We start from the raw sequence: 22,029 nt of genomic DNA, 5'->3' as shown, positions 1-22,029 counted from the left end.
GAATCCTCAACCATGAAGGCGACATCCATGAACACTCCTTACGATCCGCTCTATCTCTTCATCGATGGTCAATGGCTCACCGCCCAAGACCGCGCGACCGCTGCGGTGGTCAACCCGGCGACCGGCGAGGAAATCGGCCAGGTGCCACTGGCCACCGCCGAAGACCTGGATCACGCCCTCGAAGTGGCCCGACTGAGCTTCGACCAATGGCGCCAGACCGTGCCGGACCAGCGCGCAAAAATCCTCAAGCGCGCCGCCGACCTGATCCTCGAACGCGCCCCGCAAATCGCTGCGCAAATGACGCTGGAAGAAGGCAAGCCACTGCGCGAAAGCCTCGATGAAGTGACCCGTGCGGCGGAGTATTTCGAGTGGTTCGCCGAAAGCGCACGACGCATCGACGGCCGTGTCGTACCGGCCAATCGTCCGGGTGTACTGCAACTGGTCAAACGCCAAGCGATCGGCCCCGTCGCAGCGTTCACACCGTGGAATTTCCCGGCCATCACCCCGGCGCGCAAGCTCTCGGCAGCGCTGGCCGCCGGTTGCAGTGTGGTGCTCAAGCCCGGCGAGGAAAGCCCTTCCACCGCGCTGGCCCTGGCCCGGGCGCTGGACGATGCCGGCCTGCCCAAAGGCGTGCTGCAAGTGGTGTTCGGCGTGCCGGATCAAGTTTCAAGCCATCTGATTGCCTCACCGATCATTCGCAAAGTGACGTTCACCGGTTCGGTGCCAATCGGTCGGCTGTTGTCGGCCCGCGCTGCCGAAGGCGTCAAGCCGATCACCCTGGAACTGGGTGGCCACGGCCCGGTTCTGGTGTTTGCCGACGCCGACATCGAAAAAGCTGCTGTGGAAGGCGTCGCCAATCGCTTTCGCGGCACCGGTCAGGTGTGCATTTCCTCGACTCGCTTCCTGATCCAGCGCGAGGCCTATGCCGAGTTTGTCGAGCACTTCGTCGCGGCCACCCAGGCGTTGAAAATCGGCGATGGCACGGATCCGCAAACCCAGGTCGGGCCGCTGGCCAACCCACGGCAACTGGCGAAGATGGAGCAACTGATCGCCGACGCCGTCGAGAAAGGCGCGCGGGTGCTCGCCGGTGGCGAAGCGTTGCCGGGCGCAGGCTTCTTCTTCCAGCCCACTGTTCTGGCCGATGTGCCGATGAGTGCGCGAATCATGCACGAAGAACCCTTTGGCCCCATCGCGATACTGATGCCTTTCGATGAACTGAGCGACGGGCTGCAAGAAGCCAACCGCCTGCCCTATGGCCTCTCGGCCTACGCGTTCACCTCCAATGCGCGCACCGCGATCGACGTGGCCGATGGCCTGGAAGCCGGAATGATCGGCATCAACCAGTACCGCATCGTCGCCACTGAGTTGCCGTTCGGCGGCATGAAGGAAAGCGGCCACGGTTCTGAAGGCGGCATCGAAGGCATCGAGCACTACCTCACCAACAAATTCATCAGCCAGGTTTAAGGGGATTTCCATGTCGACTATCGATTTCAGCAGCCCACGCGAAGCCGCCCGCGCCTTCACCCCGAAACTGGCGCAATTCGTGGACTCAACGCTGTACCCGCAGATCTGGAGCGACCCCGCCTTGTCACCCCGCGAGCGCAGCCTGATCACTGTCGCCGCGCTGATTGCCGGCGGCCACTGCGAAGAATTACCCGCGCACCTGCGCCGTGCCGTCGGCAATGGCGTGAGCCATGAAGAGTTGTCGGCGGCGATCACGCACCTGGCCTTTTACGTCGGTTTCCCGGGCGCCATCACCGCCTCGGCCATCGCCAATGCCACGCTTGCCGACACGGAGCAACGCTGAGATGAAAGCCATCAAGCTGAAAGAATTCGGTTCGGCAGAAGTGCTGCAACTCGGCGAAGCGCCCAACCCTGAAGTACGCCCGACCGACCTGCTGGTGCGTGTCTATGCGGCCGGCGTGAACCGTGCCGACCTGACTCACCGAACCGGCGGCTACGGCCATGCGAACTTCGGCGACTCGTTGATCATCGGTCTGGAGATTGCCGGGGAAGTGCTCGAGACCGGCAGCGAGGTCAGCGGATTCGCCGTCGGCGACCGGGTGATGGGCGTGGTCGGCGGCGGCGCCTACGCCGAACTGGCGCGCATCGACTACCGCATGTCCATGCCGATTCCGGAGCAGCTCGACTATGTGCACGCCGCGGCGATTCCCGAAGTGTTCGTCACCGCCCACGAAGCGATGCTGCACCTGGCCCGACTCAAGTCAGGCGACTCAGTGCTGATCCATGCCGCCGCCGGTGGCGTCGGCTCCGCTGCCGTGCAACTGGCCTACGCCACCGGCGCCACGGTGTACGCGACCACCGAAGGCAGCAAGCTTTCGCGCGTCGAACACCTGGGCGCCGACGTGGCCATCGACTACAAAACCGAGGATTTCGCCGCAGTCATCGCCGACAAAACCCAAGGGCGCGGCGTCGATGTGATCATTGATTTCATCGGCGCGCCCTACTTCGCGCGCAATATAGCCTCGCTGGCCCACGGTGGTCGCCTGGTGCAGGTCGGCATTCTTGGCGGCGGCGGCAAGGTCGACGTGGAGCTGGAGCACATCCTCTACCGACATCTGCAAATCATCGGCACGGTGATGAAGTCGCGCACCCAGCCGGAGAAGCACGCGATGATCCAGCGCTTTCGCGACCACTGGCTGAAACGCTTCGCCGGTGCTGCGAGCCTGGAACCGGTGGTGGACAGCACCTTCCCGCTGTCCCGCGCAGCCGATGCCCATCGGCGGATGGAGTCTTCGCAGAATGTCGGGAAGATTATTCTGACGATGCAGGCCGAGGATTTGCGTTAAGACAGACATAAAAAAAGGCCAGTCAGTTGAGCTGACTGGCCTTGGTTTGTCTGACGTTTTCGCTGATCAGCTCACCTTGATCACAACCTTGCCAAACGCCCCCTTCGCCAGATGCTCATAGGCATCGCGCGCCTGTTCGAATGGATACACATGGTCGATCACCGGCCGAATGTCTTGCTCGGCGAGGAACACGTTCATCCGGTCGAACGATGAACGCGGTGCCACCGCAATGCCGCGAATGGTGGTCTGGCGGAAGATCAGCGGCATCAGGTTCAACTCGGCGGTCTGCCCTGTCAGAAAGCCAATCTGCGCAATCCGCCCCGAGGCCTTGGTCGCCGCTACCGACTGATTGATGCCGTTGCCTCCCGCCACATCGAGCAGCAGATCCACACCCTTGCCCTCGGTAAGTTTCAGCACCTCGTCCGCCCAGTTCGGCGTGCTGCGGTAGTTGATGCCGGCGACCGCGCCCAGCCGTTTTACCGCGTGCAGATTGTCATCGCTGCTTGAGGTTGCGATGACTTTGGCGCCCAGCGCGGTGGCGATCTGCACGGCGAAGATCGACACGCCGCCGGTGCCCTGCACCAACACGGTCTGGCCCGGTTGAATCGCGCCGAAGTCCACCAGCGAGTACCACGCGGTGAGCGCGGCGATTGGCAGGGTCGCCGCCTCTTCATCGCTCATGTTGGCCGGCGCGCCGACGGCACTGTCCTCGTGGATGATCATGTACTCGGCCAAACCGCCCGGCAACGGCGAACCGAAGCAATAATCCGGTTCGTTCGGCCCCGGCTCGCCGTCGAGCCAGCGCGAGTACAGATGCGAATTAACCCGGTCGCCGACCTTGAAACGAGTAACACCGTCACCGATGGCGACCACGGTACCGGCGGCATCGCTGACCGGGATCAGCGGTTTCGGCACCATGTGCGGCTCGTAGATACCGTCAACGATGGCCTTGTCGCGGAAATTCAGCGACACCGCGCCGACCTTGACCAGCAGCTCGCCAGCCTTGGGCTGCGGAGTTTCAATCTCGCCCAGTTGCAGATTGTCGAGCCCGAAATCTTTCAGTAACCACGCTTTCATGGTGAGTCTCCAAATACACGTTATTGGCTGCAAACCCTCAGCAGGTTTGCCTTGGGCTTATGATTGGCTTTCACAGCAGCGCAATAAATGCTTGGAAACAGACATGATTGTTCTATTCTCAGACAACAAAGCCAGACACTGAAGCTCACCGGGAAAGTCATGGAATTACTGCAATCGATGCGCCTGTTCGCCCGACTCGCGGAGCTGGGCAGTTTCACCAAAGCCGCCGAGTCGCTGGACATCGGCCGGCCGCAGGTCACTCGCTATATTCAGGAGCTGGAAACATCGCTGGGCGTGCGTCTGTTCCAGCGCACTACGAGGAAAGTGGCACTCACCGCCGAGGGTGAGCTTTTCTATCAGCGGGTGCAGGAAATCCTGGCCGAGATCACCGCCGCAACCACGATGTTCGATCGCACTGGAGCCACGCTGTCCGGCCGCCTGCGCATCGACATTCCCACGGCGTTCGCGCAGCTGGAATTCATCAAAAGCCTGCGCGAATTCACCGACACCTACCCCGGCATCGATATGGTGCTGGGCGTCACCGATCGTGCGGTTGATCTGGTCGGCGAAGGCATCGACTGCGCGCTGCGCATCGGCGAGCTGCCCGACTCAACCCTGATCGCCCGCCCCATCGCCCTGGCAACCATGGTCACCTGCGCCGCGCCTGAGTATTTGCGCGAGCACGGTACACCGCAGACGCTTGCAGACCTGGCGAACCATCAAGGCGTGAATTTTTTGTCGGGCCAGAACAAACGCACCTTGCCTTGGCAATTTTCAGTTGAGGGCAAGCAGAAAACCTACGTCAGCTGCAAAGGCATTACCGTGACTGAATCGAACGCTTACGTGCAGTGTGGCGTGTCAGGCTTCGGGATTATCCAGGCGCCGGGCATCGCGGTGGCCGAGCATTTGGCCAGTGGTGCTCTGGTGGAAATTCTGCAACCGCTGCGCCCGACGCCTAGGCCGGTGTCGCTGCTGTACCCGAGCCGGACGCATCTGCCGGCGCAGGTGCAGGTGTTCATCGAATGGTTGCAGGTGCGATTTGTGCAGTTGCACGGGGCGTGGGTGCAGGAGTGAGTACGGGCCTCCTCACTCCCAGCCATGCGCCTCTTCGATAAAGTGCAGCACTGCACTGGAGCGCTCGTCGATGCGCGAAATCAGCGACAGCTCACTGACCATTTCCGCCTGAGTCAGCGGGATGATCCGAATGCCCGGCATGCTCAAACGAGTGACTGCCTCAGGCACGATACTCAAACCGATGCCCGCCGCCACCAGGCCCGGGATGCTCATCAGTGACGGCACATACATGATGTTCTCGGGATGCAGCTGGTTCTGCCGGCATGCCTGCAGCGTATGTGAGGTCAGGCCGATGCCGGCGCTGTCCTGCAACAGCACGAATTTCTCGTGGCGCAGTGTCGCCAGCTCACCGCTGAAGCTGTCCGCCAGTTCATGGTTGTCGGGAATCAGCAAGACCAGGCGTGACTGGCTGAAATGATGGGTACGCAGACGATCCGGCAAGTGATCCTTGAACACGCGGGCAAAGGCCAGATCGAGCTTGTGATCGAGCAACATGTCGAACTGCGCGCGGATCCCGGCATCCACCAGCGACACTTTGACTTCAGGGAATGTGCTGAAGTAATGCCGCAGCAATTGCGGCAGGTTGGCTTCGAACAACGCCGAGTGATAACCGATGTTGATTTCGCCGACTTCACCGCGCCGTGCACGTCGCGCGGCCGCCGTCGCCCGCTCACTGGCCTCTATGGACTGCCGCGCGTGTGGCAGGAATGCCTCGCCAGCGGCCGTCAACACCACGCTACGGTTTTCCCGGCGGAACAATGCCAACCCCAGCTCGGACTCCAGCGTACGCATCAATTGGCTCAGCGCCGGTTGCGCGATGTCCAGCTGTTCGGCTGCCCGGCTGAAATGCTGAAGCTCGGCGGCGACCACGAAGGCCTTGAGATGACGCAATTCCATTTCAATGATCCATAAGGCTGGCTTATCTATTTATCGGGATTTCGATAATTATTCTCTAGAGCGGATGGGCTACTGTCTACTGACTTCGACGATCTGCCCAGGCCAGCGCTGAGCGAAATCGTACGGGGACCCCGTAACCATAAAAATAATGACGAGCCCCACAATGAGCACAACCAGTCACGAGACTCATGATTTGCGCATGCCTCGCAAAGCGGTGACCGCTGCGACCATCGGCACTGCGCTGGAATGGTTTGACTTCACCCTGTACGGCGCGGTGTCGGCAACCATCCTGCCCAAGCTGTTTTTCCCGGCCATGGAGCCGACCGCCGGGCTGCTGGCGTCGTTGGCCACGTTCGGCGTCGGACTCGCCGCCCGACCGCTGGGCGCGATTACCTGTGGCTACCTCGGCGACAAACTCGGCCGGCGCAACCTGATGCTCGCCACCGTCACCCTGATGGGCCTGGCATCGGTGTTGATCGGCTTGTTGCCTACCTATGCGCAAGTGGGGATTCTCGCGCCGATTCTGTTGGTGCTGCTGCGCATCATCCAGGGCTTCGCGCTCGGCGGTGAATCCACCGGGGCGCAACTGATGGCGCTGGAACATGCCACGCCCGATCGTCGCGGGCGCTATTCCGGGCTGCTCGGTGTGTGTTCACCGCTGAGTCAGATATTGGCCAACGGCGTTTTGATGGGCCTGGCTGCCACCCTCTCCAGCGAACAGTTTGAAAGTTTCGGCTGGCGGATTCCCTTCCTGCTCAGCTTCGTGCTGGTGATCGTCGCGATCTATATCCGCCTGAAGGTCGATGAAACCCCCGCTTTCGTCGCTTTGCAGAAGAACCCGGTCAAGCAGGAAAAAAGCCCGCTGAAATCGGCCATGGGCAGCCACTACAAGACCATCCTGCGTCTGATGCTGTTTTTCTGCTCGCCCGCGGCGCTGTTCTACCTGATCGTGATCTTTTCCCTCAGCTACCTGACCAAGCATCTGGGCTTCAGCCAGTCGACAGGCTTCATGTCGCTGATGGTCGCCAACCTGTTCGCGATTGTCGGGGCGTTGGCCGGCGGCTATCTGTCTGATCGCTGGGGGCGCAAGAAAGCGCTGGCGTTTGGCTCGTGCATGACCCTGCTGATCCTGTTCATCTACTTCCCGATTCTTAACACGCTGAACGTGGCCGCCATCATGGCAATCATGGGTCTGTTCCTCGGTTTCACCCAGTTTCAAAGCGGCATCCAGCCAGTGGCGTTTGCCGAAGCCTTTCCCACCCAGGTGCGCTATTCAGGCTCGGCCCTCGCCTATACCGGCGCCAACCTGGTGATCGGCGGCCCGATGCCGATGATTGCCGTGTGGCTGATGAGCCAGTCCGGCAATTCGCCATGGCCCTTGGTGACGCTGTGCGCGGTGATCAATCTGATTTCGCTGGCGATGATCCTGATCGGCCCGGAAACCCGCGGCATCGACCTGAACGCCGTGACGCCAGACAACGCCGACACGAAGGCCACACCCGCCCTCTCTCCAAATAACGCTGCAGGACGACCATGAACCGCACTGTCTTTATTCTCAACGGCCCGAACCTGAATCTGCTGGGCCGCCGTGAGCCACACATTTACGGGCACACCACCCTCGAGCAGATACGCCTGAGCAGTGAGCGACTGGCCGAGGAGCTCGATCTGCTCTGCGTGTTTCGCCAGACCAACCATGAAGGCGTGATGGTCGACTGGATTCAGGAAGCCTTCGAACAAGGCGCAGCCGTGATCATAAACCCGGCCGGTCTGTCGTTTCATTCCATCCCGGTGCTCGATGCGCTGAAGTTACTCAGCACACCGCTGATCGAACTGCATCTGTCGAACATCCACGCGCGGGATGAATTGCATCGCCACTCGATCATGTCCGGGGTGGTCAATGCCGTGATCTGCGGCATGGGCGCCGACGGTTATGCGCTGGCGCTACGGGCGGTCGATGATTTGTTGCGTCGATAGAAAGCGCGACGGGCTCGTTCAGTGAACGCTGACGAGCCCCACTTCAGCGCAACAGAATCAGGCAAATCACCAACAGGATCTGCCTAACGCCAACACCACCCTGCCCCCTAATCTGAACCCATGCAGAACACACCCCTGCAACGGGTTAACCAGATGCTGATCTGAACGACCCGGACCTCAATCCCAATTTGACCGGAGTCACCGCCATGAAAACTGTAAGCCAACTGCTCGCCGTCGCCACTTTCGCTCTGAGCGCCAACGCATTCGCCCTACCGAGCAATCAGGAAGATCGTTTCTTCACCCAGGTCAGCGAGCCACAGCAGACCCTTGCCGCCGACGGTTCAGACCGGACCCCACTGGGTGAGGCCCTCGCCGCTGACGGATCTGACCGCACCCCGGGTCGTCGCGCAGCATAAGCGCGTCATGCTGAGACCAGAAAAGTCCTGCGGGTTTAAAACCTGCTGGACTTTTCCGCTTTTTGGGGACCAGCGCTGAACGACTTGATCCAGAATCTAACTGATAGGAACAGGCAATACTCGAATCCGATTCGGCATCGTCCGCCAGCGTTTTCCGTCCTAACATGGCCTCTCCAATTGCCTGCAGGAGTACTTATCCATGAAGACCCTTTTCATCACCGGTGTCAGCAGCGGCTTCGGCCAGGCGCTGGCCGCGGAAGCACTCGCCCAAGGCCATCGCGTGATCGGCACAGTACGCAGTGAATCCGCGCTGGCAGCCTTCGAGGCACTGTCACCCGAGCGCGCTCATGGCGTGCTGCTGGACGTCACCGATTTTGATCTGATCGATGCGGTAGTTGCTGCGGTGGAGGATCGTCACGGCCCGGTGGACGTGCTGGTCAACAACGCAGGTTACGGCCATGAGGGGATTTTCGAAGAGTCCTCACTGGAGGAAATGCGCCGGCAGTTCGACGTCAACGTGTTTGGCGCCGTGGCGGTGACCAAGGCGTTCGTCCCGTATTTTCGCCAGCGCCGCGCGGGGCGCATCCTCAATATCACCTCCATGGGCGGCCATATCACCATGCCGGGGATCGCCTGGTACTGCGGCAGCAAGTTTGCGCTTGAGGGGATCTCCGACACCTTGAGCAAGGAGCTTGCGCCCTTCAACATTTTTGTCACCGCCGTTGCACCGGGATCCTTTCGCACCGACTGGGCAGGCCGCTCGATGCAGCGCACGCCGCGCAGTATCAGTGATTACGACGCAAGCTTCGATCCGGTGCGCAAGGCCCGGGAGGAGAAAAACGGCCGCCAACTGGGCGATCCGCAGAAAGCTGCACGCGCGATGCTGACAATCATCGACAGTCCAAACCCGCCGGCTCACCTGCTATTGGGCAGTGATGCACTGGCGCTGGTGCGTGACAAGTTGCAGCAGACGGCGGAGAGTATTGAGCAATGGCAAGCGCTCAGTCGTTCGACGGATGGTTGAAAGTCAAAAGCACCCTCACCCCAGCCCTCTCCCGGAGGGAGAGGGAGCCGATCCGGGTGGATTCAACTCCTGAGCCTGCCTCGAAGATTTCCGCAAGGCTTATTACGCCAGAACAGCGCGGTGAGCATTCGGCGCGATATTTCAGGTCGGCAGATCCCGACCAAACACCACGGTCAGTCCCCTCTCCCTCTGGGAGAGGGCCAGGGTGAGGGCTCTGTCTGACACCCCTCCAATCAGCCAGACACGTTCAAACGCGCCAATCACAGGGAGAACCCACAAGTCCATGCCGAAACCGAAAGACCCGCTCACAACACGCATGGTCCAGCTGATGAGCCAGCTCGCCCCGCTGGAAGGCTACAACCTCACCCCGCTGGATGATGTGCGTTTCCTGCGCTCCAACCGACCGCTGACACGCACGCCGGTGCTGTACGAGCCGGGCATCGTCATCCTCTGTCAGGGGCGCAAACGCGGCTATCTCGGCGACGAAATCTACGTCTACGACGCGCAGCACTATCTGGTGGTGTCGGTCCCGGTACCCTTCACCATGGAAACCGACGCCAGCGAAACGGAGCCGATGCTCGCGGTGTACGTGCGTCTGGATTTCGCCCTGGCTGGCGAGCTGATTCAGCAAGTGGATGAGCGGTGGGATTTCCCCACGTCCCAGCCGATGGGCATGTACGCCTCGCCGCTCGACGAACCGCTACGCCAATCGACCCTGCGCTTTCTTCAAGTGATGAGCAACGATGCCGACGCGCGAATCCTCGGCCCGGCGATGCTGCGTGAGCTCTACTACCGCATCCTCACCGGCGAACAGGGCGGCACCCTGCGCGCCGCCATCGCCCAGCAAGGCCAGTTCGGCAAAGTGACCCGCGCCATCCACAAGATCCACAGTTGCTATCACCAGCACCTCGACGTAGAGACCCTGGCCGAAGAGGCGCAGATGAGCGTGCCGAATTTTCATCTGCACTTTCGCAAGGTCACCGATTCCTCGCCGATGCAGTACCTGAAGTCGACGCGATTACACCAGGCCCGATTGCTGATGCTGCGCAACGACCTGACTGCGGCGAAAACTGCATTTCTGGTCGGTTACGAAAGCGCCTCGCAGTTCAGCCGCGACTTCAAACGCCTCTTCGGCCGCACACCGCTAGCGGAAGTGGCGTGGATGAAACAGGCCTATGCGCTGCCGGCACCGACGACTGCTTCGCCGTTTGTGTCGTCGCATTGATCTTTTAACGTGCCAGCGTCTTCGCCATGATGATCGTGCGCTCCTCCTGATGAAATTCATCTCTGACTTTCTTGAAGCCGAGCGAAGCATAGAAGCCTTCTGCGGTGACTGAGGAAGGAACGCGCAGCAGATGGAAACCTGCGTCCATGGCGAGTGATTGAATGCTCTTCATCAGCTGTCTTCCGACACCCATTCCTTGAAAGTCCGGGTCGACAAATACGCTTCGAACAACGTCTCGATCGAGACTTGCCGTTGCGACGATTTGATTGTCGAGCGCAGCGACCAGCACCTGACGCTCAGCCAACAAGCGAAGGATCTTCGAGGGCGAAAAACTGTCAATCACTCGATCAATGATATCGGGTGGATAGTCGCGGGCATTGCTCTCACGGAGCGTCTTGATGATCGTTTCACTGATAGCCGGCGCATCCGCATCTTTTGCGATTTGTATTTGAATACTCATCAAAAGGCTCCTTGCTTGTCAGTTCCATGTACCGCGCACTTATCGCAGCAAATTCGCAAAATATGCCTGTCCGCTATTTACCTCCGAGGCTTCCTCCACCATCGACACTGATCACCTGCCCAGTCACGAACGAAGCTTGTGCACTCAGCAGGAAAGTAATGAGCGAGGCAACTTCGGCGGGCGTTCCCAATCTTTGCATCGGAATGGTAGAGATTATTTGCCGCTCGCCGGCACTTCCCACCGGGCGCGTTTTGCGAAAAAGCTCGGTGTCGATAGGGCCTGGCGCGACGGCATTGACGGTGATGCCCGTCGGCGCCAATTCAAGCGCCCATGTACGAGTGATACCGACCAAAGCGCTTTTTGCAGCAGCGTAAGCCGTTCTGTCGCGGGCGCCATAAATGGCACGGCTGCACACATTGACGATGCGTCCAGCAGCAGACCGTTTGAGCGACGGCAAGCAAGCCTGGGTAACTTGCACGGAGGCTCTGACATTCAAATCAAAGACTTTTTGCAGCGTTTCCAGATCGAGCGTTTCGAGGCTTTGCGCAGTCGCAACGCCTGCGTTATTGACCACGGCATCAATCGGTGCCTGCTCCAGCAGAGTCCCGAGCATCTCGCCTGTCTGTTGGACGTCGCTTAAATCCGCGAGCAACAGCTTCCCGGGAAAATCATCAATCGGATGTCGGGCAATACCGACCACGTTCCACCCCGCTTGGTGCAACTGGGCACTGAGCGCGAAACCAATGCCTTTGGTTGCACCTGTTATCAGTGCGGTTCGGCAGTTGCTCATCATCAGCTTCTCCTCATCGACTCGAAACCTATTGATAGCACAGTCGACTCAAACCTTGGTCAGCACGACAACGACCGCAGACGCCGCCTACATCCGATGCTGCTCCAACAAGAAATCCACAAACAACCGCACCCGCGCCGGCATGGCCGCGCCACCGACGAACACCGCATGAATCGGTTCCTCATCGCCGGGGTTCCAGGCTTGCAGCAGCGGGATAAGGTCGCCGCGCTGCAAGTCTTCCCTGACGGTGAACTCGCCAATGCGCGCGATGCCGGCGCCGAGTCTGGCGAATTGGGCCAGTGCTTCACCGCTGCTGCATTCGATGTTGCCGCTGACCTTCAGGGAAAACTCCTTGCCATCGCGGATAAACGGCCAGTTGGCTTCGGCGCGGCGGAAGTTGAAGCGCAGGCAGTTGTGCTTGAGCAGGTCTTCCGGTTCCAGAGGCATTCCGTGGCGTCGCAGATAGTCGGGCGATGCCACCACGACTTGCCCGGTGTGGCCGAGCCGGCGGGCGGTGAGTGGGCTGTCGGGCAGATGGCCAAAGCGTATGGCGACGTCCGCCTGGCCGGCGAGGATGTCGACCACCTCGTCGCCGAGGCTGAGGTCGACGACGATGTTCGGGTAACGGGCACTGAAGGCTGTAACCAACGGGACAATGGTCATCCGTCCATGGCCAAGGGCGGCGCTGACGCGCAATCGGCCCTTCGGCACGCCTTGGTCGGCAATGGCTTCCTCGACCTCGTCCATGTCGGCCAGAATCCGTCGGGCACCGCGCAGGAACGCTTCGCCCTCGGCGGTAAAAGTGAGCGCGCGGGTGGTGCGCAGCAACAGACGAGTGCCGAGTCGCTGTTCGGCGCGGGCGATGATCCGACTGACCGCCGAAGGCGTCAGCCCCAACGCACGCGCGGCCGCTGAGAGGCTGCCCTCCTGCGCCACGGTGACGAACACGCTCATTTCCCCTGACCTGCCGTTGAAGTCCATTCGTGCCTCTTACGCAAAGGTGATTGCCAAAATCGCCATCTACCGCCTGAAAACGATGGATCGTAGCATTGGCGGCATAGATGAGGAGACTTTCCATGCGTATCAATCCACCCCTTGTTGCACTCGCCGTCGGCGCCTTTGGCATCGGCGTCACCGAGTTCGCGCCGATGGGCATGTTGCCCGGTATCGCTGCCGATCTAGGCGTTTCCATTCCTGCTGCAGGGTTGTTGGTCAGTGCCTACGCGTTGGGCGTACTGCTTGGCGCGCCGCTGATGACCCTGACCACCGGCAAAATTCCCCGGCGCTATCTGCTGATCGGCCTGATGGCGATTTTCACCCTGGGTAATCTGATGTCGGCGCTGGCCACCGATTACTACAGCCTGATGGTCGCCCGCGTGATCACCTCGCTCAATCACGGTGCATTTTTCGGGGTGGGCTCGGTGGTCGCAGCCAGCGTGGTCGCGCCGGAAAAACGCGCCGGTGCGGTCGCGGCGATGTTCATGGGGCTGACCCTGGCGACCATTGGCGGTGTGCCGCTGGCGGCCTGGTTTGGCGAATTGTTCGGCTGGCGCACGGCGTTCTGGGGCATTACCGGCCTCGGCGTGCTGACCATGATCGCCTTGTGGCTCGCCCTGCCCAACCTGAAAGCACCGCAAGGCGCAGGTGCACTGGCGGAAATTCGTGTACTGGGCCGAGGTCCGGTGCTCGCCGCACTGGCCCTGACCGTGGTCGGCTCAAGTGCGATGTTCACCGTGTTCACCTACATCGCACCGATCCTCAGCAGCGAGACCCATGCCTCCGCCGCGTTCATCACCGCCATGCTGGTGCTGTTCGGCGTCGGTTTGACACTGGGCAACATGTGGGGTGGCAAGGCTGCCGACCGTTCGATCGATCGCACCCTGATTGTGTCGCTGAGCGCATTGATCGTGGTTTTGCTGGCGTTCACCGTCCTGATGCGCTGGCCACTGCCGGCCGCTGTGGCCATTCTGATCTGGGGTATCGCCAGTTTCGCCCTGGTGCCACCGCTGCAAATGCGCGTGATGGAAGCGGCCAAGGATGCGCCCAATCTGGCTTCGGCGGTGAACATCGGTGCGTTCAACTTCGGCAACGCGATCGGCGCAGCAGTGGGTGGCGCGGTGATCAACGCCGGGTTGGGCTATCCGGCAATTTCTCTGGCCGGCGCGGCGATGGCGGCACTGGGATTGCTGATGGTGCTGGGGTTTGCCTGGCGTTCCCGAGCCAGTGCCGCTGCGCTGGCGTGAGCCATTCGCAGCGCTATGCCCCGCCCTGCTGATACTCGCGGGGCGTACAGCCGAACTCGCGACGGAACACCGTGTGCAGATATTGCGCCGATTTGAAGCCGCATGCCTGAGCAATGTCGGCAATCGCCGCATCGGTGTTCTTCAAACTGCTGGTAGCCGCCGCCAGTTTGAAACGCAGTATCTCGTCATGCACGCTGCAACCACGCTCGGCACGAAAATGCGCTTCCAGCGATGAGCGCGACACGCCGACATACGCCGCCACTTGCGCGGTCTTGATGCCCTGACAGGCATATTGGCGGATGAAGAGCAGCGCTTGCATGACGTAGGGATTGCCCAGCGGTTGATGCAGGCTGGACACCTGAACATTGACCGCGTCCGGCGGAATCAGGATTTGCGTGCCGGTGGACGGCATGCCGTGGAGCATCTGGTGCAGCAACTGCGCGGCGGTGCGGCCCATGGTTTCGGTGCCCTGAATCACTGAACTCAGCGGCACGCGAGTCAGGCTGCGAGTCAGCGGGTCGTTGTCGATGCCGATCAGCGCGACCTGCTCTGGCACGGCGATGCCCGCGGTCAGGCAGGCTTGCAGCAACTGCCGGGCGCGGGCGTCGCTGACGGCGATGATGCCGATCGGTTTGGGCAGGCTGTGCAGCCAGGCGATCAGTTGTTCAACGGCGCTGTCCCACAGCGGCGCGCTGGTGCCCATGCCGCGATAGATCTCGGCGTGCAGGCCGTCGCGCTGCATCAGTTTGCGAAAGGCTTTTTCCCGCTCCTGCGCCCAGCGATTGGCCTGCGCCTCCGGCAGACTGAAACAGGCAAAGCGCTGCAGCCCCGCCTCGACCAGATGCGAATAAGCCAGAGTGATCAATGCGTTGTTATCGGTGGCGACATAGGGAATCGCTTTCGGATAAGCGCGGGCATCCTCGTAGGAGCCGCCCACCGCCACCACCGGCAAATGAATGTCGGCCAGTGCCTCGCCGATCAGTGGATCGTCGAAGTCGGCAATGATGCCGTCACCCTGCCAGCGCTCGATGCCTTTCAAGCGACAGAGAAAATCCTCTTCCAGAAACAAGTCCCAGGAAGCACGGGTGCTGCTCAGGTAGTTGCCAATGCCGCTGATGATCCCACGGTCATAGATCTTGCTGCCGTTGAACAACAGGGCGATGCGGTGCACGGGCGGTAGGCTTTTCATTCAGGTTCCGGAGTTTGCGTCAGGCCATTCGCGAGCAGGCTCGCTCCCACGGTTTTATGAACGACACAATTCAGTGTGGGAGCGAGCCTGCTCGCGAAAGCGGTCTCAAATTTTTTTGTACTGTTCCGGGCCGCCTTGACCCGGCGACGATGGACACAGACTAGGCGCGAAGCCGCCGAAGCTCAATACGCAAAATCGCACTCGCTGTTGAGGCTTTTCATAATCAGCAGGCACGGGGCCGTTGCTAGTATCGAGACACCGCCAAGAACAACAAGGACAAGGTCCATGCAGTATTTCCCCAATATCGAGCCGGTTCGCTACGAAGGCCCGAACAGTGATTCGCCCCTCGCTTTCCGCCACTACGACGCCGACAAACTGATCCTCGGCAAACCCATGCGCGACCACCTGCGCATGGCCGCGTGCTACTGGCACACCTTCGTCTGGCCGGGCTCCGATGTGTTCGGTGCCGGCACCTTCAAACGCCCGTGGCAACGCAGCGGCGAGCCGATGCAACTGGCCATCGGCAAGGCTGAAGCCGCGTTCGAGTTCTTCAGCAAACTGGGCATCGATTACTACTGCTTTCATGACACGGACGTCGCCCCCGAGGGCAACTCGCTGAAGGAGTACCGCGAACACTTCGCGCAAATGGTCGATCGCCTTGAGCAACATCAGGAACAGAGCGGCATCAAGCTGCTCTGGGGCACCGCCAACTGCTTCAGCAATCCACGTTTCGCCGCCGGTGCCGCGAGCAATCCCGATCCGGAAGTGTTCGCCTGCGCTGCGGCGCAAGTGTTCAGCGCGATGAACGCAACCCATCGCCTCAAGGGTTCCAACTACGTGCTATGGGGCGGCCGCGAAGGCTACGAAACCCTGCTCAACACCGACCTGAAACGCGAGCGCGAACAACTCGGGCGCTTCATGCGCATGGTCGTCGAGCACAAGCACAAGATCGGTTTCACTGGCGATCTGCTGATCGAGCCCAAACCGCAGGAGCCGACCAAGCACCAGTACGATTACGACAGCGCCACGGTGTTCGGTTTTCTCCAGCAGTACGGTCTGGAAAAGGAAATCAAGGTCAACATCGAGGCCAACCACGCGACCCTTGCCGGTCACAGCTTCCATCACGAAATTGCCACCGCCGCCTCGCTGGGGATTTTCGGCAGCATCGATGCCAACCGGGGCGATCCGCAGAATGGCTGGGACACCGACCAGTTCCCCAACAGCGTCGAGGAAATGACCCTCGCCACCTATGAAATCCTCAAGGCCGGTGGCTTCAAGAATGGCGGCTTCAATTTCGACTCCAAGGTGCGCCGTCAGAGCCTCGACGAGATCGACCTGTTCCACGGCCACGTTGGCGCCATGGACGTTCTTGCCCTGTCGCTGGAACGCGCCGCCGCAATGGTTGAGAACGACCAGTTGCAAGTGCTCAAGGACCAACGCTACGCCGGATGGCGTCAGCCGTTCGGGCAAGCGGTAATGGCGGGCGACTTCAATCTTGAGTCGCTGGCCGAGCACGCGTTCACCAACGAACTGAACCCGCAAGCCGTCAGTGGTCGTCAGGAAATGCTGGAAAACATCGTCAATCGCTACCTCTATCGCTGATCGCCAAGGGAGGCCGCCGACGCAACGACGCTGTGACAATTGCACGACAATTCTGTGCCTGTTGCGTCGGCAGATTCTCTACAGTTCTACCAGCCCGATTCATCGTCAGGCCGTGTCTTTCCAACAAAAATAAAAGGACGCACCACCATGAAGAACTTGAAACGTACGCTGTTGGCCAGTGCCCTGGCGTTGTTGGCCCTGCCGGTAATGGCTGACGCTACCCATCCGAAAATCGGTTTCTCCATTGATGACCTGCGTTTGGAGCGCTGGTCGCGCGACCGCGATTACTTCGTCGCGGCGGCGGAAAAAATGGACGCCAAAGTCTTTGTGCAATCAGCCGATGCCAACGAGCAGAAGCAGATTTCGCAGATCGAAAACCTTATCTCTCGCGGCGTCGACGTGATCGTCATCGTGCCGTTCAACGCCACCGTGTTGACCAACGCCGTGGCCGAGGCGAAGAAGGCCGGAATCAAAGTCGTGTCCTATGACCGGCTGATCCTCAACGCCGATGTCGACGCCTACATTTCCTTCGATAACGAAAAGGTCGGCGAAATGCAGGCCAGCGGCGTATTGAAAGCGGCGCCCAAGGGCAACTTCTTTCTGCTAGGTGGTGCGCCCACCGACAACAACGCGAAGATCCTCCGCGAAGGCCAGATGAAAGTGCTGCAACCGGCCATCGACAAGGGCGATATCAAGATCGTCGGCCAGCAGTGGGTCAAGGAATGGAACCCGACCGAAGCGCTGAGCATCGTTGAAAACGCCCTGACCCGGAACAACAACAAAATCGACGGCATCGTCGCCTCCAACGACGCCACCGCCGGCGGCGCGATTCAGGCACTGGCCGCGCAGCAACTGGCCGGCAAAGTGCCGATTTCCGGTCAGGACGCCGACCTCGCAGCCGTCAAACGGGTGATCGCCGGCACGCAAACCATGACCGTGTACAAGCCACTGAAACTCATCGCCTCCGAGGCGGCCAAGCTCTCCGTGCAACTGGCGCGCAACGAGAAACCGGCCTACACCTCGCAGTACGACAACGGCAGCAAAAAAGTCGACACCATCCTGCTCACGCCAACGCCGTTGACCAAGGACAACATCGACTTGCTCGAACAGGACGGCTTCTACACCAAGGCGCAGATTGCCGGGCAGTGATCCGGTCGTAAATCTTGATCAGACCTGTGGGAGCGAGCCTGCTCGCGAATGCGGAGTGTCAGTCAGTAAAGCTCTGTCTGAAAAGGCCTCTTCGCGAGCAGGCTCGCTCCCACCGGTCAAGTGTCTGAGCCTTTGGAATTCGAGCCCTCGTTATGTCCGACTATCTGCTGCAAATGAACGGCATCGTCAAAACCTTCGGCGGTGTCAAAGCGCTCAACGGCATCGACATCAAGGTCAGGCCCGGTGAATGCGTGGGCCTGTGTGGCGAGAATGGCGCCGGCAAGTCGACGCTGATGAAGATCCTCTCGGCGGTCTATCCCCATGGCACCTGGGACGGTGAAATCCTCTGGGACGGGCAACCGCTCAGGGCGCAATCGATCAGCGAAACCGAAGCCGCCGGCATCGTCATCATTCATCAGGAACTGACCCTGGTTCCGGACCTGTCGGTGGCCGAGAACATCTTCATGGGCCATGAGCTGACGCTGCCCGGCGGGCGCATGAACTACCCGGCGATGATCCACCGTGCCGAAGCCTTGATGCGTGAGCTGAAAGTGCCGGACATGAACGTCTCGCTACCGGTTTCGCAATACGGCGGCGGTTATCAGCAACTGGTGGAAATCGCCAAGGCCCTGAACAAACAGGCGCGTCTGCTGATCCTCGATGAGCCCTCCTCCGCCCTGAGCCGCTCGGAAATCGAGGTGCTGCTGGACATCATCCGCGACCTCAAGGCCAAGGGCGTCGCCTGCGTCTACATCTCGCATAAGCTCGATGAAGTCGCCGCCGTGTGCGACACCATTTCGGTGATCCGCGACGGCAAACACATCGCCACCACCGCCATGGCCGACATGGACATTCCACAGATCATCACGCAGATGGTCGGCCGCGAAATGAGCAACCTCTACCCCAGCGAGCCGCACGAGATCGGCGAGGTGATTTTCGAGGCGCGCCACATCACCTGCTACGACGTCGACAACCCCAAGCGCAAACGGGTCGACGACATTTCCTTCAGCCTCAAACGCGGCGAGATTCTCGGCATCGCCGGACTGGTCGGCGCCGGCCGGACCGAACTGGTCACCGCGCTGTTCGGCGCCTACCCCGGCCGCCACGAAGGCGAAGTCTGGCTCGACGGCCAACCGATCGACACACGCACGCCACTGAAAGCGATCCGCGCCGGCCTGTGCCTGGTGCCCGAAGACCGCAAGCGTCAAGGCATCATTCCCGACCTCGGTGTCGGCCAGAACATCACCCTCGCCGTGCTCGAAAGCTATTCGAAAATGACCCGCATCGATGCCGAAGCCGAACTGGGCTGCATCGACCGGGAAATCTCCCGTCTGCATCTGAAGACCGCAAGTCCGTCCCTGCCGATCACCAGTTTGTCGGGCGGTAACCAGCAGAAAGCCGTGCTGGCGAAGATGCTCCTGGCCAAACCGCGTGTACTGATTCTCGACGAGCCGACCCGAGGCGTGGATGTCGGCGCCAAGTACGAGATCTACAAGCTGATGGGCGCGCTCGCCGCCGAGGGAGTGTCGATCATCATGGTTTCGTCGGAACTGGCCGAAGTGCTCGGCGTGTCCGACCGCGTGCTGGTGATCGGCGAAGGCCAGTTGCGCGGCGACTTCGTCAACCATGAGCTGACCCAGGAACAGGTACTCGCCGCCGCCCTCAGTCAGCCGGGCAGCCATAACAATAATGATTGGAAAACCGCGTAAATGAATCAGGTCAAACAACTGTTCACTCGCTACAAAATGCTCGCGCTGGTATTTGCCGTGGTGCTGATCTGGCTGTTCTTCAGCTGGCAGACCGAAGGCGGTTTCCTCACCCCGCGCAACCTCTCCAACCTGCTGCGGCAGATGTCGATTACCGGGATTCTCGCCTGCGGCATGGTGCTGGTTATCATCAGCGGCGAGATCGATTTGTCGGTGGGCTCATTGCTCGGCCTGCTCGGTGGCCTCGCGGCGATTCTCGACGTGGTTTATCACATTCCGCTGCTGGCGAATCTGAGTCTGGTTGCCCTGTGCGGTTTGATCATCGGCCTCGCCAACGGCTACATGGCTGCGTATCTGCGCATACCGTCATTTATCGTCGGCCTCGGTGGCATGTTGGCGTTTCGCGGCATTCTGCTGGGGATCACCGGCGGCACTACCATCGCCCCGGTATCGCCGGAGCTGGTCTACGTTGGCCAGGGTTATCTGCCCCACGCGATCGGCACCGGCCTGGGCATTCTACTGTTCGTGCTGACGATTTTTCTGACCTGGAAACAACGACGCAATCGCGCCCTGCATGGCCTGGCGGCGCATTCACTGGTGCGTGATGTTGTGCGCGTGCTGGTGATCGGCGCGGTGCTGGCCGGTTTCGTCCAGACCCTCAACAGCTATGACGGCATTCCTGTGCCAGTCCTGCTGTTGCTGATTCTGCTCGGCGTGTTCAGCTATGTCACCAGCCAGACCGTGTTCGGTCGCCGCGTTTATTCGGTGGGCAGCAACATGGAAGCAACGCGCCTGTCGGGGATCAATGTGCAGGCGGTCAAGTTGTGGATCTTCGGCATCATGGGCGTAATGTGCGCCCTCGCCGGCGTGGTCAACACCGCACGCCTCGCCGCCGGCTCACCGTCGGCCGGGAGCATGGGCGAACTCGACGCCATCGCTGCCTGCTTCATCGGCGGCACCTCCATGCGCGGCGGCTCCGGCACCGTCTACGGCGCCCTCCTCGGCGCGCTGGTGATCACCAGCCTGGATAATGGCATGTCGATGCTCGACGTCGACAGTTACTGGCAGATGATCGTCAAGGGCAGCATTCTGGTGCTGGCGGTCTGGGTGGATGTGAGTACGCGCACGGCGCGGCGTTGAAACGTTGCAGGTGAGTTCGTAAAACGCAAATGAGGCCTGATCACAGGCCTCACTTTTTCACAGCAACCACAAAAAACCGTCGCTTGCGACTGGCTTAGGCGCGCTTTTCCGGGTTCTGGCCAGCCCTTCAAGGCATGTACTGCCTTGGCGACTGGCACCGACGCTACATTCAAATGTCATCCACCGCTGGATAATCCACATAGCCCTCCCTGCCCTGGCTAAACCACGTACTCATTTCGCTTTCCACCAATGGCAACTGTCGAGCGAATCGCAGCGGCAGATCCGGATTGGCTATAAACGGCCGTCCAAATGCAATCGCATCGGCAACCCCTGCGTCCAATTGCGCTTGCGCCCTGGCGTAACCGTAGTCCGAATTGAGGATCAGCACGCCTTTGAACACTTCGCGAATGATCCCGGCCAGTGGCGGGCGTTCGGACTTGCCGAAGGTGCCGTCGAGCGGCGGTTCGCGGACTTCCAGATGAGCAATGCCGATCGATGACAGCACTTCGGCGGCGCGAATGAACAGCGCTTCGGGATCACTGTCGCGGATGCCCTGCTCGTAGCTGCTTGGAGTCAAGCGCACGCCAGTGCGGCCGGCGCCGATGACTTCGGCCACCGCCTCCGTCACTTCCTTGAGCAGGCGGATGCGGTTGTCGATCGAACCGCCATACGCATCGGTACGGAAGTTGTCGCTGTCACGCAGGAACTGGTCGAGCAGATAGCCGTTGGCGGCGTGGATTTGTACACCGTCAAAACCCGCCTCGATTGCATTGCGAGTGGCTTGACGGAAGTCTTCCAGCAAGGCAGGAATTTCTTCCAGCGGCAACGCGCGCGCCGGGGTATACGGCTGCTTGCCGGCATAGGTGTGCGCCAGCCCGGGCGCGGTGGTGACCGATGCGGAAACCGGCTGGCCGCCGCCGAGAAAACTCGGGTGCACGACCCGGCCCATGTGCCACAGCTGCGCGATAATCCGGCCACCAGCGGCATGCACGGCATCGGTGACCCTGCGCCAGCCGGCGACCTGCTCGGCCGACCAGATGCCCGTCGCGTACGGCCAGCCAAGACCTTGCTGGCTGATGCCGATCGCTTCGGAAATGATCAGGCCGGCACTGGCGCGCTGGCGGTAATACTCGACCATCATCTCGGTCGGGACGTGCTCACGGGTGCCGCGCGCCCGGGTCATCGGCGCCATCAGGATACGGTTGGGCAGATCGAGCGCGCCGAGGCGCAGGGAATCGAATAGCGAGGTCATG

The 22,029-nt window shown here is 60.8% G+C and carries 21 protein-coding genes; 14 read left to right on the top strand and 7 right to left on the bottom strand.

All coding sequences use genetic code 11. The features are described from left to right. The first annotated feature begins 27 nt into the window (after window positions 1-27). From AC0Z4S_RS00940 to AC0Z4S_RS00930, 3 genes are read left to right on the top strand one after another with little or no spacing between them, the layout of a single operon-like run. The gene (locus AC0Z4S_RS00940) at window positions 28-1,464 is read left to right on the top strand and encodes an NAD-dependent succinate-semialdehyde dehydrogenase (RefSeq protein WP_485621684.1); all 1,437 of its coding nucleotides are present in this window, start codon (window positions 28-30) and stop codon (window positions 1,462-1,464) included. A gap of 10 nt (window positions 1,465-1,474) precedes the next feature. Next, window positions 1,475-1,807 carry a carboxymuconolactone decarboxylase family protein gene (locus AC0Z4S_RS00935; protein ID WP_217850152.1) on the top strand — a complete coding sequence of 111 codons (333 nt, stop codon included), beginning with the start codon at window positions 1,475-1,477 and terminating at the stop codon, window positions 1,805-1,807. 1 nt (window position 1,808) lies between these two features. Continuing rightward, on the top strand, window positions 1,809-2,810 hold the full coding sequence (locus AC0Z4S_RS00930; protein WP_485621683.1) for an NAD(P)H-quinone oxidoreductase: 1,002 nt from the start codon (window positions 1,809-1,811) through the stop codon (window positions 2,808-2,810). A 66-nt stretch (window positions 2,811-2,876) separates the two neighbouring features. Here AC0Z4S_RS00930 and AC0Z4S_RS00925 read toward each other — a convergent pair whose 3' ends face one another. Further along, entirely contained in the window at window positions 2,877-3,887 is a 1,011-nt protein-coding gene (locus AC0Z4S_RS00925) for a zinc-dependent alcohol dehydrogenase family protein (protein ID WP_485621682.1), read from the bottom strand. 159 nt (window positions 3,888-4,046) lie between these two features. Between AC0Z4S_RS00925 and AC0Z4S_RS00920 the strand changes: the two genes are divergently transcribed. Further along, on the top strand, window positions 4,047-4,961 hold the full coding sequence (locus tag AC0Z4S_RS00920) for a LysR family transcriptional regulator (RefSeq protein WP_485621681.1): 915 nt from the start codon (window positions 4,047-4,049) through the stop codon (window positions 4,959-4,961). 12 nt (window positions 4,962-4,973) lie between these two features. Here AC0Z4S_RS00920 and AC0Z4S_RS00915 read toward each other — a convergent pair whose 3' ends face one another. After that, window positions 4,974-5,858 carry a LysR family transcriptional regulator gene (locus AC0Z4S_RS00915; protein WP_485621680.1) on the bottom strand — a complete coding sequence of 295 codons (885 nt, stop codon included), beginning with the start codon at window positions 5,856-5,858 and terminating at the stop codon, window positions 4,974-4,976. Between the two features lie 163 nt (window positions 5,859-6,021). On the opposite strand from AC0Z4S_RS00915, the gene AC0Z4S_RS00910 reads away from it, so the two are divergent. From AC0Z4S_RS00910 to AC0Z4S_RS00890, 5 genes are all read left to right on the top strand, one after another. Beyond that, window positions 6,022-7,395 carry an MFS transporter gene (locus AC0Z4S_RS00910; protein ID WP_485621679.1) on the top strand — a complete coding sequence of 458 codons (1,374 nt, stop codon included), beginning with the start codon at window positions 6,022-6,024 and terminating at the stop codon, window positions 7,393-7,395. Next, on the top strand, window positions 7,392-7,832 hold the full coding sequence (locus AC0Z4S_RS00905; RefSeq protein ID WP_485621678.1) for a type II 3-dehydroquinate dehydratase: 441 nt from the start codon (window positions 7,392-7,394) through the stop codon (window positions 7,830-7,832). The genes AC0Z4S_RS00910 and AC0Z4S_RS00905 overlap by 4 nt, the downstream gene beginning before the upstream one ends. 206 nt (window positions 7,833-8,038) lie before the next feature. Further along, window positions 8,039-8,248 carry a hypothetical protein gene (locus tag AC0Z4S_RS00900; RefSeq protein ID WP_253500946.1) on the top strand — a complete coding sequence of 70 codons (210 nt, stop codon included), beginning with the start codon at window positions 8,039-8,041 and terminating at the stop codon, window positions 8,246-8,248. Window positions 8,249-8,447: 199 nt separating this feature from the next. Continuing rightward, complete coding sequence (locus AC0Z4S_RS00895; RefSeq protein WP_485621677.1) at window positions 8,448-9,272, top strand: oxidoreductase; 825 nt, start codon at window positions 8,448-8,450, stop codon at window positions 9,270-9,272. Window positions 9,273-9,555: 283 nt separating this feature from the next. Further along, window positions 9,556-10,497, top strand: a complete 942-nt coding sequence (locus AC0Z4S_RS00890; RefSeq protein ID WP_485621676.1) for an AraC family transcriptional regulator — start codon at window positions 9,556-9,558, stop codon at window positions 10,495-10,497. Window positions 10,498-10,501: 4 nt separating this feature from the next. On the opposite strand, the gene AC0Z4S_RS00885 is transcribed toward AC0Z4S_RS00890, so the two are convergent. From AC0Z4S_RS00885 to AC0Z4S_RS00875, 3 genes are all read right to left on the bottom strand, one after another. Further along, on the bottom strand, window positions 10,502-10,957 hold the full coding sequence (locus AC0Z4S_RS00885; RefSeq protein WP_325718116.1) for a GNAT family N-acetyltransferase: 456 nt from the start codon (window positions 10,955-10,957) through the stop codon (window positions 10,502-10,504). A 73-nt stretch (window positions 10,958-11,030) separates the two neighbouring features. Then, complete coding sequence (locus AC0Z4S_RS00880) at window positions 11,031-11,747, bottom strand: SDR family oxidoreductase (RefSeq protein WP_485622087.1); 717 nt, start codon at window positions 11,745-11,747, stop codon at window positions 11,031-11,033. 87 nt (window positions 11,748-11,834) lie between these two features. Further along, complete coding sequence (locus tag AC0Z4S_RS00875; RefSeq protein ID WP_485621675.1) at window positions 11,835-12,728, bottom strand: LysR family transcriptional regulator; 894 nt, start codon at window positions 12,726-12,728, stop codon at window positions 11,835-11,837. A 95-nt stretch (window positions 12,729-12,823) separates the two neighbouring features. Between AC0Z4S_RS00875 and AC0Z4S_RS00870 the strand changes: the two genes are divergently transcribed. Beyond that, on the top strand, window positions 12,824-13,990 hold the full coding sequence (locus AC0Z4S_RS00870) for an MFS transporter (protein WP_485621673.1): 1,167 nt from the start codon (window positions 12,824-12,826) through the stop codon (window positions 13,988-13,990). A gap of 13 nt (window positions 13,991-14,003) precedes the next feature. On the opposite strand, the gene AC0Z4S_RS00865 is transcribed toward AC0Z4S_RS00870, so the two are convergent. Beyond that, a complete protein-coding gene (locus AC0Z4S_RS00865) occupies window positions 14,004-15,179 on the bottom strand; it encodes a XylR family transcriptional regulator (protein ID WP_253500940.1) in 1,176 nt (391 codons plus the stop codon). Between the two features lie 285 nt (window positions 15,180-15,464). Here AC0Z4S_RS00865 and xylA point away from each other — a divergent pair, with 285 nt between their 5' ends. The 4 genes from xylA to AC0Z4S_RS00845 all read left to right on the top strand — a co-directional run bounded on the left by xylA (window position 15,465) and on the right by AC0Z4S_RS00845 (window position 20,776). After that, the gene (gene xylA / locus AC0Z4S_RS00860; protein ID WP_485621672.1) at window positions 15,465-16,781 is read left to right on the top strand and encodes a xylose isomerase; all 1,317 of its coding nucleotides are present in this window, start codon (window positions 15,465-15,467) and stop codon (window positions 16,779-16,781) included. Between the two features lie 147 nt (window positions 16,782-16,928). Further along, window positions 16,929-17,930: a D-xylose ABC transporter substrate-binding protein gene (xylF, locus tag AC0Z4S_RS00855; protein ID WP_329517001.1), complete on the top strand. Its 1,002-nt coding sequence runs from the start codon at window positions 16,929-16,931 to the stop codon at window positions 17,928-17,930. A gap of 152 nt (window positions 17,931-18,082) precedes the next feature. After that, the gene (gene xylG, locus AC0Z4S_RS00850; RefSeq protein WP_485621671.1) at window positions 18,083-19,639 is read left to right on the top strand and encodes a D-xylose ABC transporter ATP-binding protein; all 1,557 of its coding nucleotides are present in this window, start codon (window positions 18,083-18,085) and stop codon (window positions 19,637-19,639) included. Beyond that, on the top strand, window positions 19,640-20,776 hold the full coding sequence (locus AC0Z4S_RS00845; RefSeq protein ID WP_485621670.1) for a sugar ABC transporter permease: 1,137 nt from the start codon (window positions 19,640-19,642) through the stop codon (window positions 20,774-20,776). A 169-nt stretch (window positions 20,777-20,945) separates the two neighbouring features. Here AC0Z4S_RS00845 and AC0Z4S_RS00840 read toward each other — a convergent pair whose 3' ends face one another. Beyond that, window positions 20,946-22,028 carry an alkene reductase gene (locus AC0Z4S_RS00840; RefSeq protein WP_485621669.1) on the bottom strand — a complete coding sequence of 361 codons (1,083 nt, stop codon included), beginning with the start codon at window positions 22,026-22,028 and terminating at the stop codon, window positions 20,946-20,948. Window position 22,029: the final 1 nt, after the last annotated feature.

It is taken from the genome of Pseudomonas sp. 1L-B-1-E-C1, from assembly GCF_057291835.1.
The sequence above is the reverse complement of the archived record's forward strand: the minus strand, read 5'-3'. Positions and strand labels throughout refer to the sequence as shown.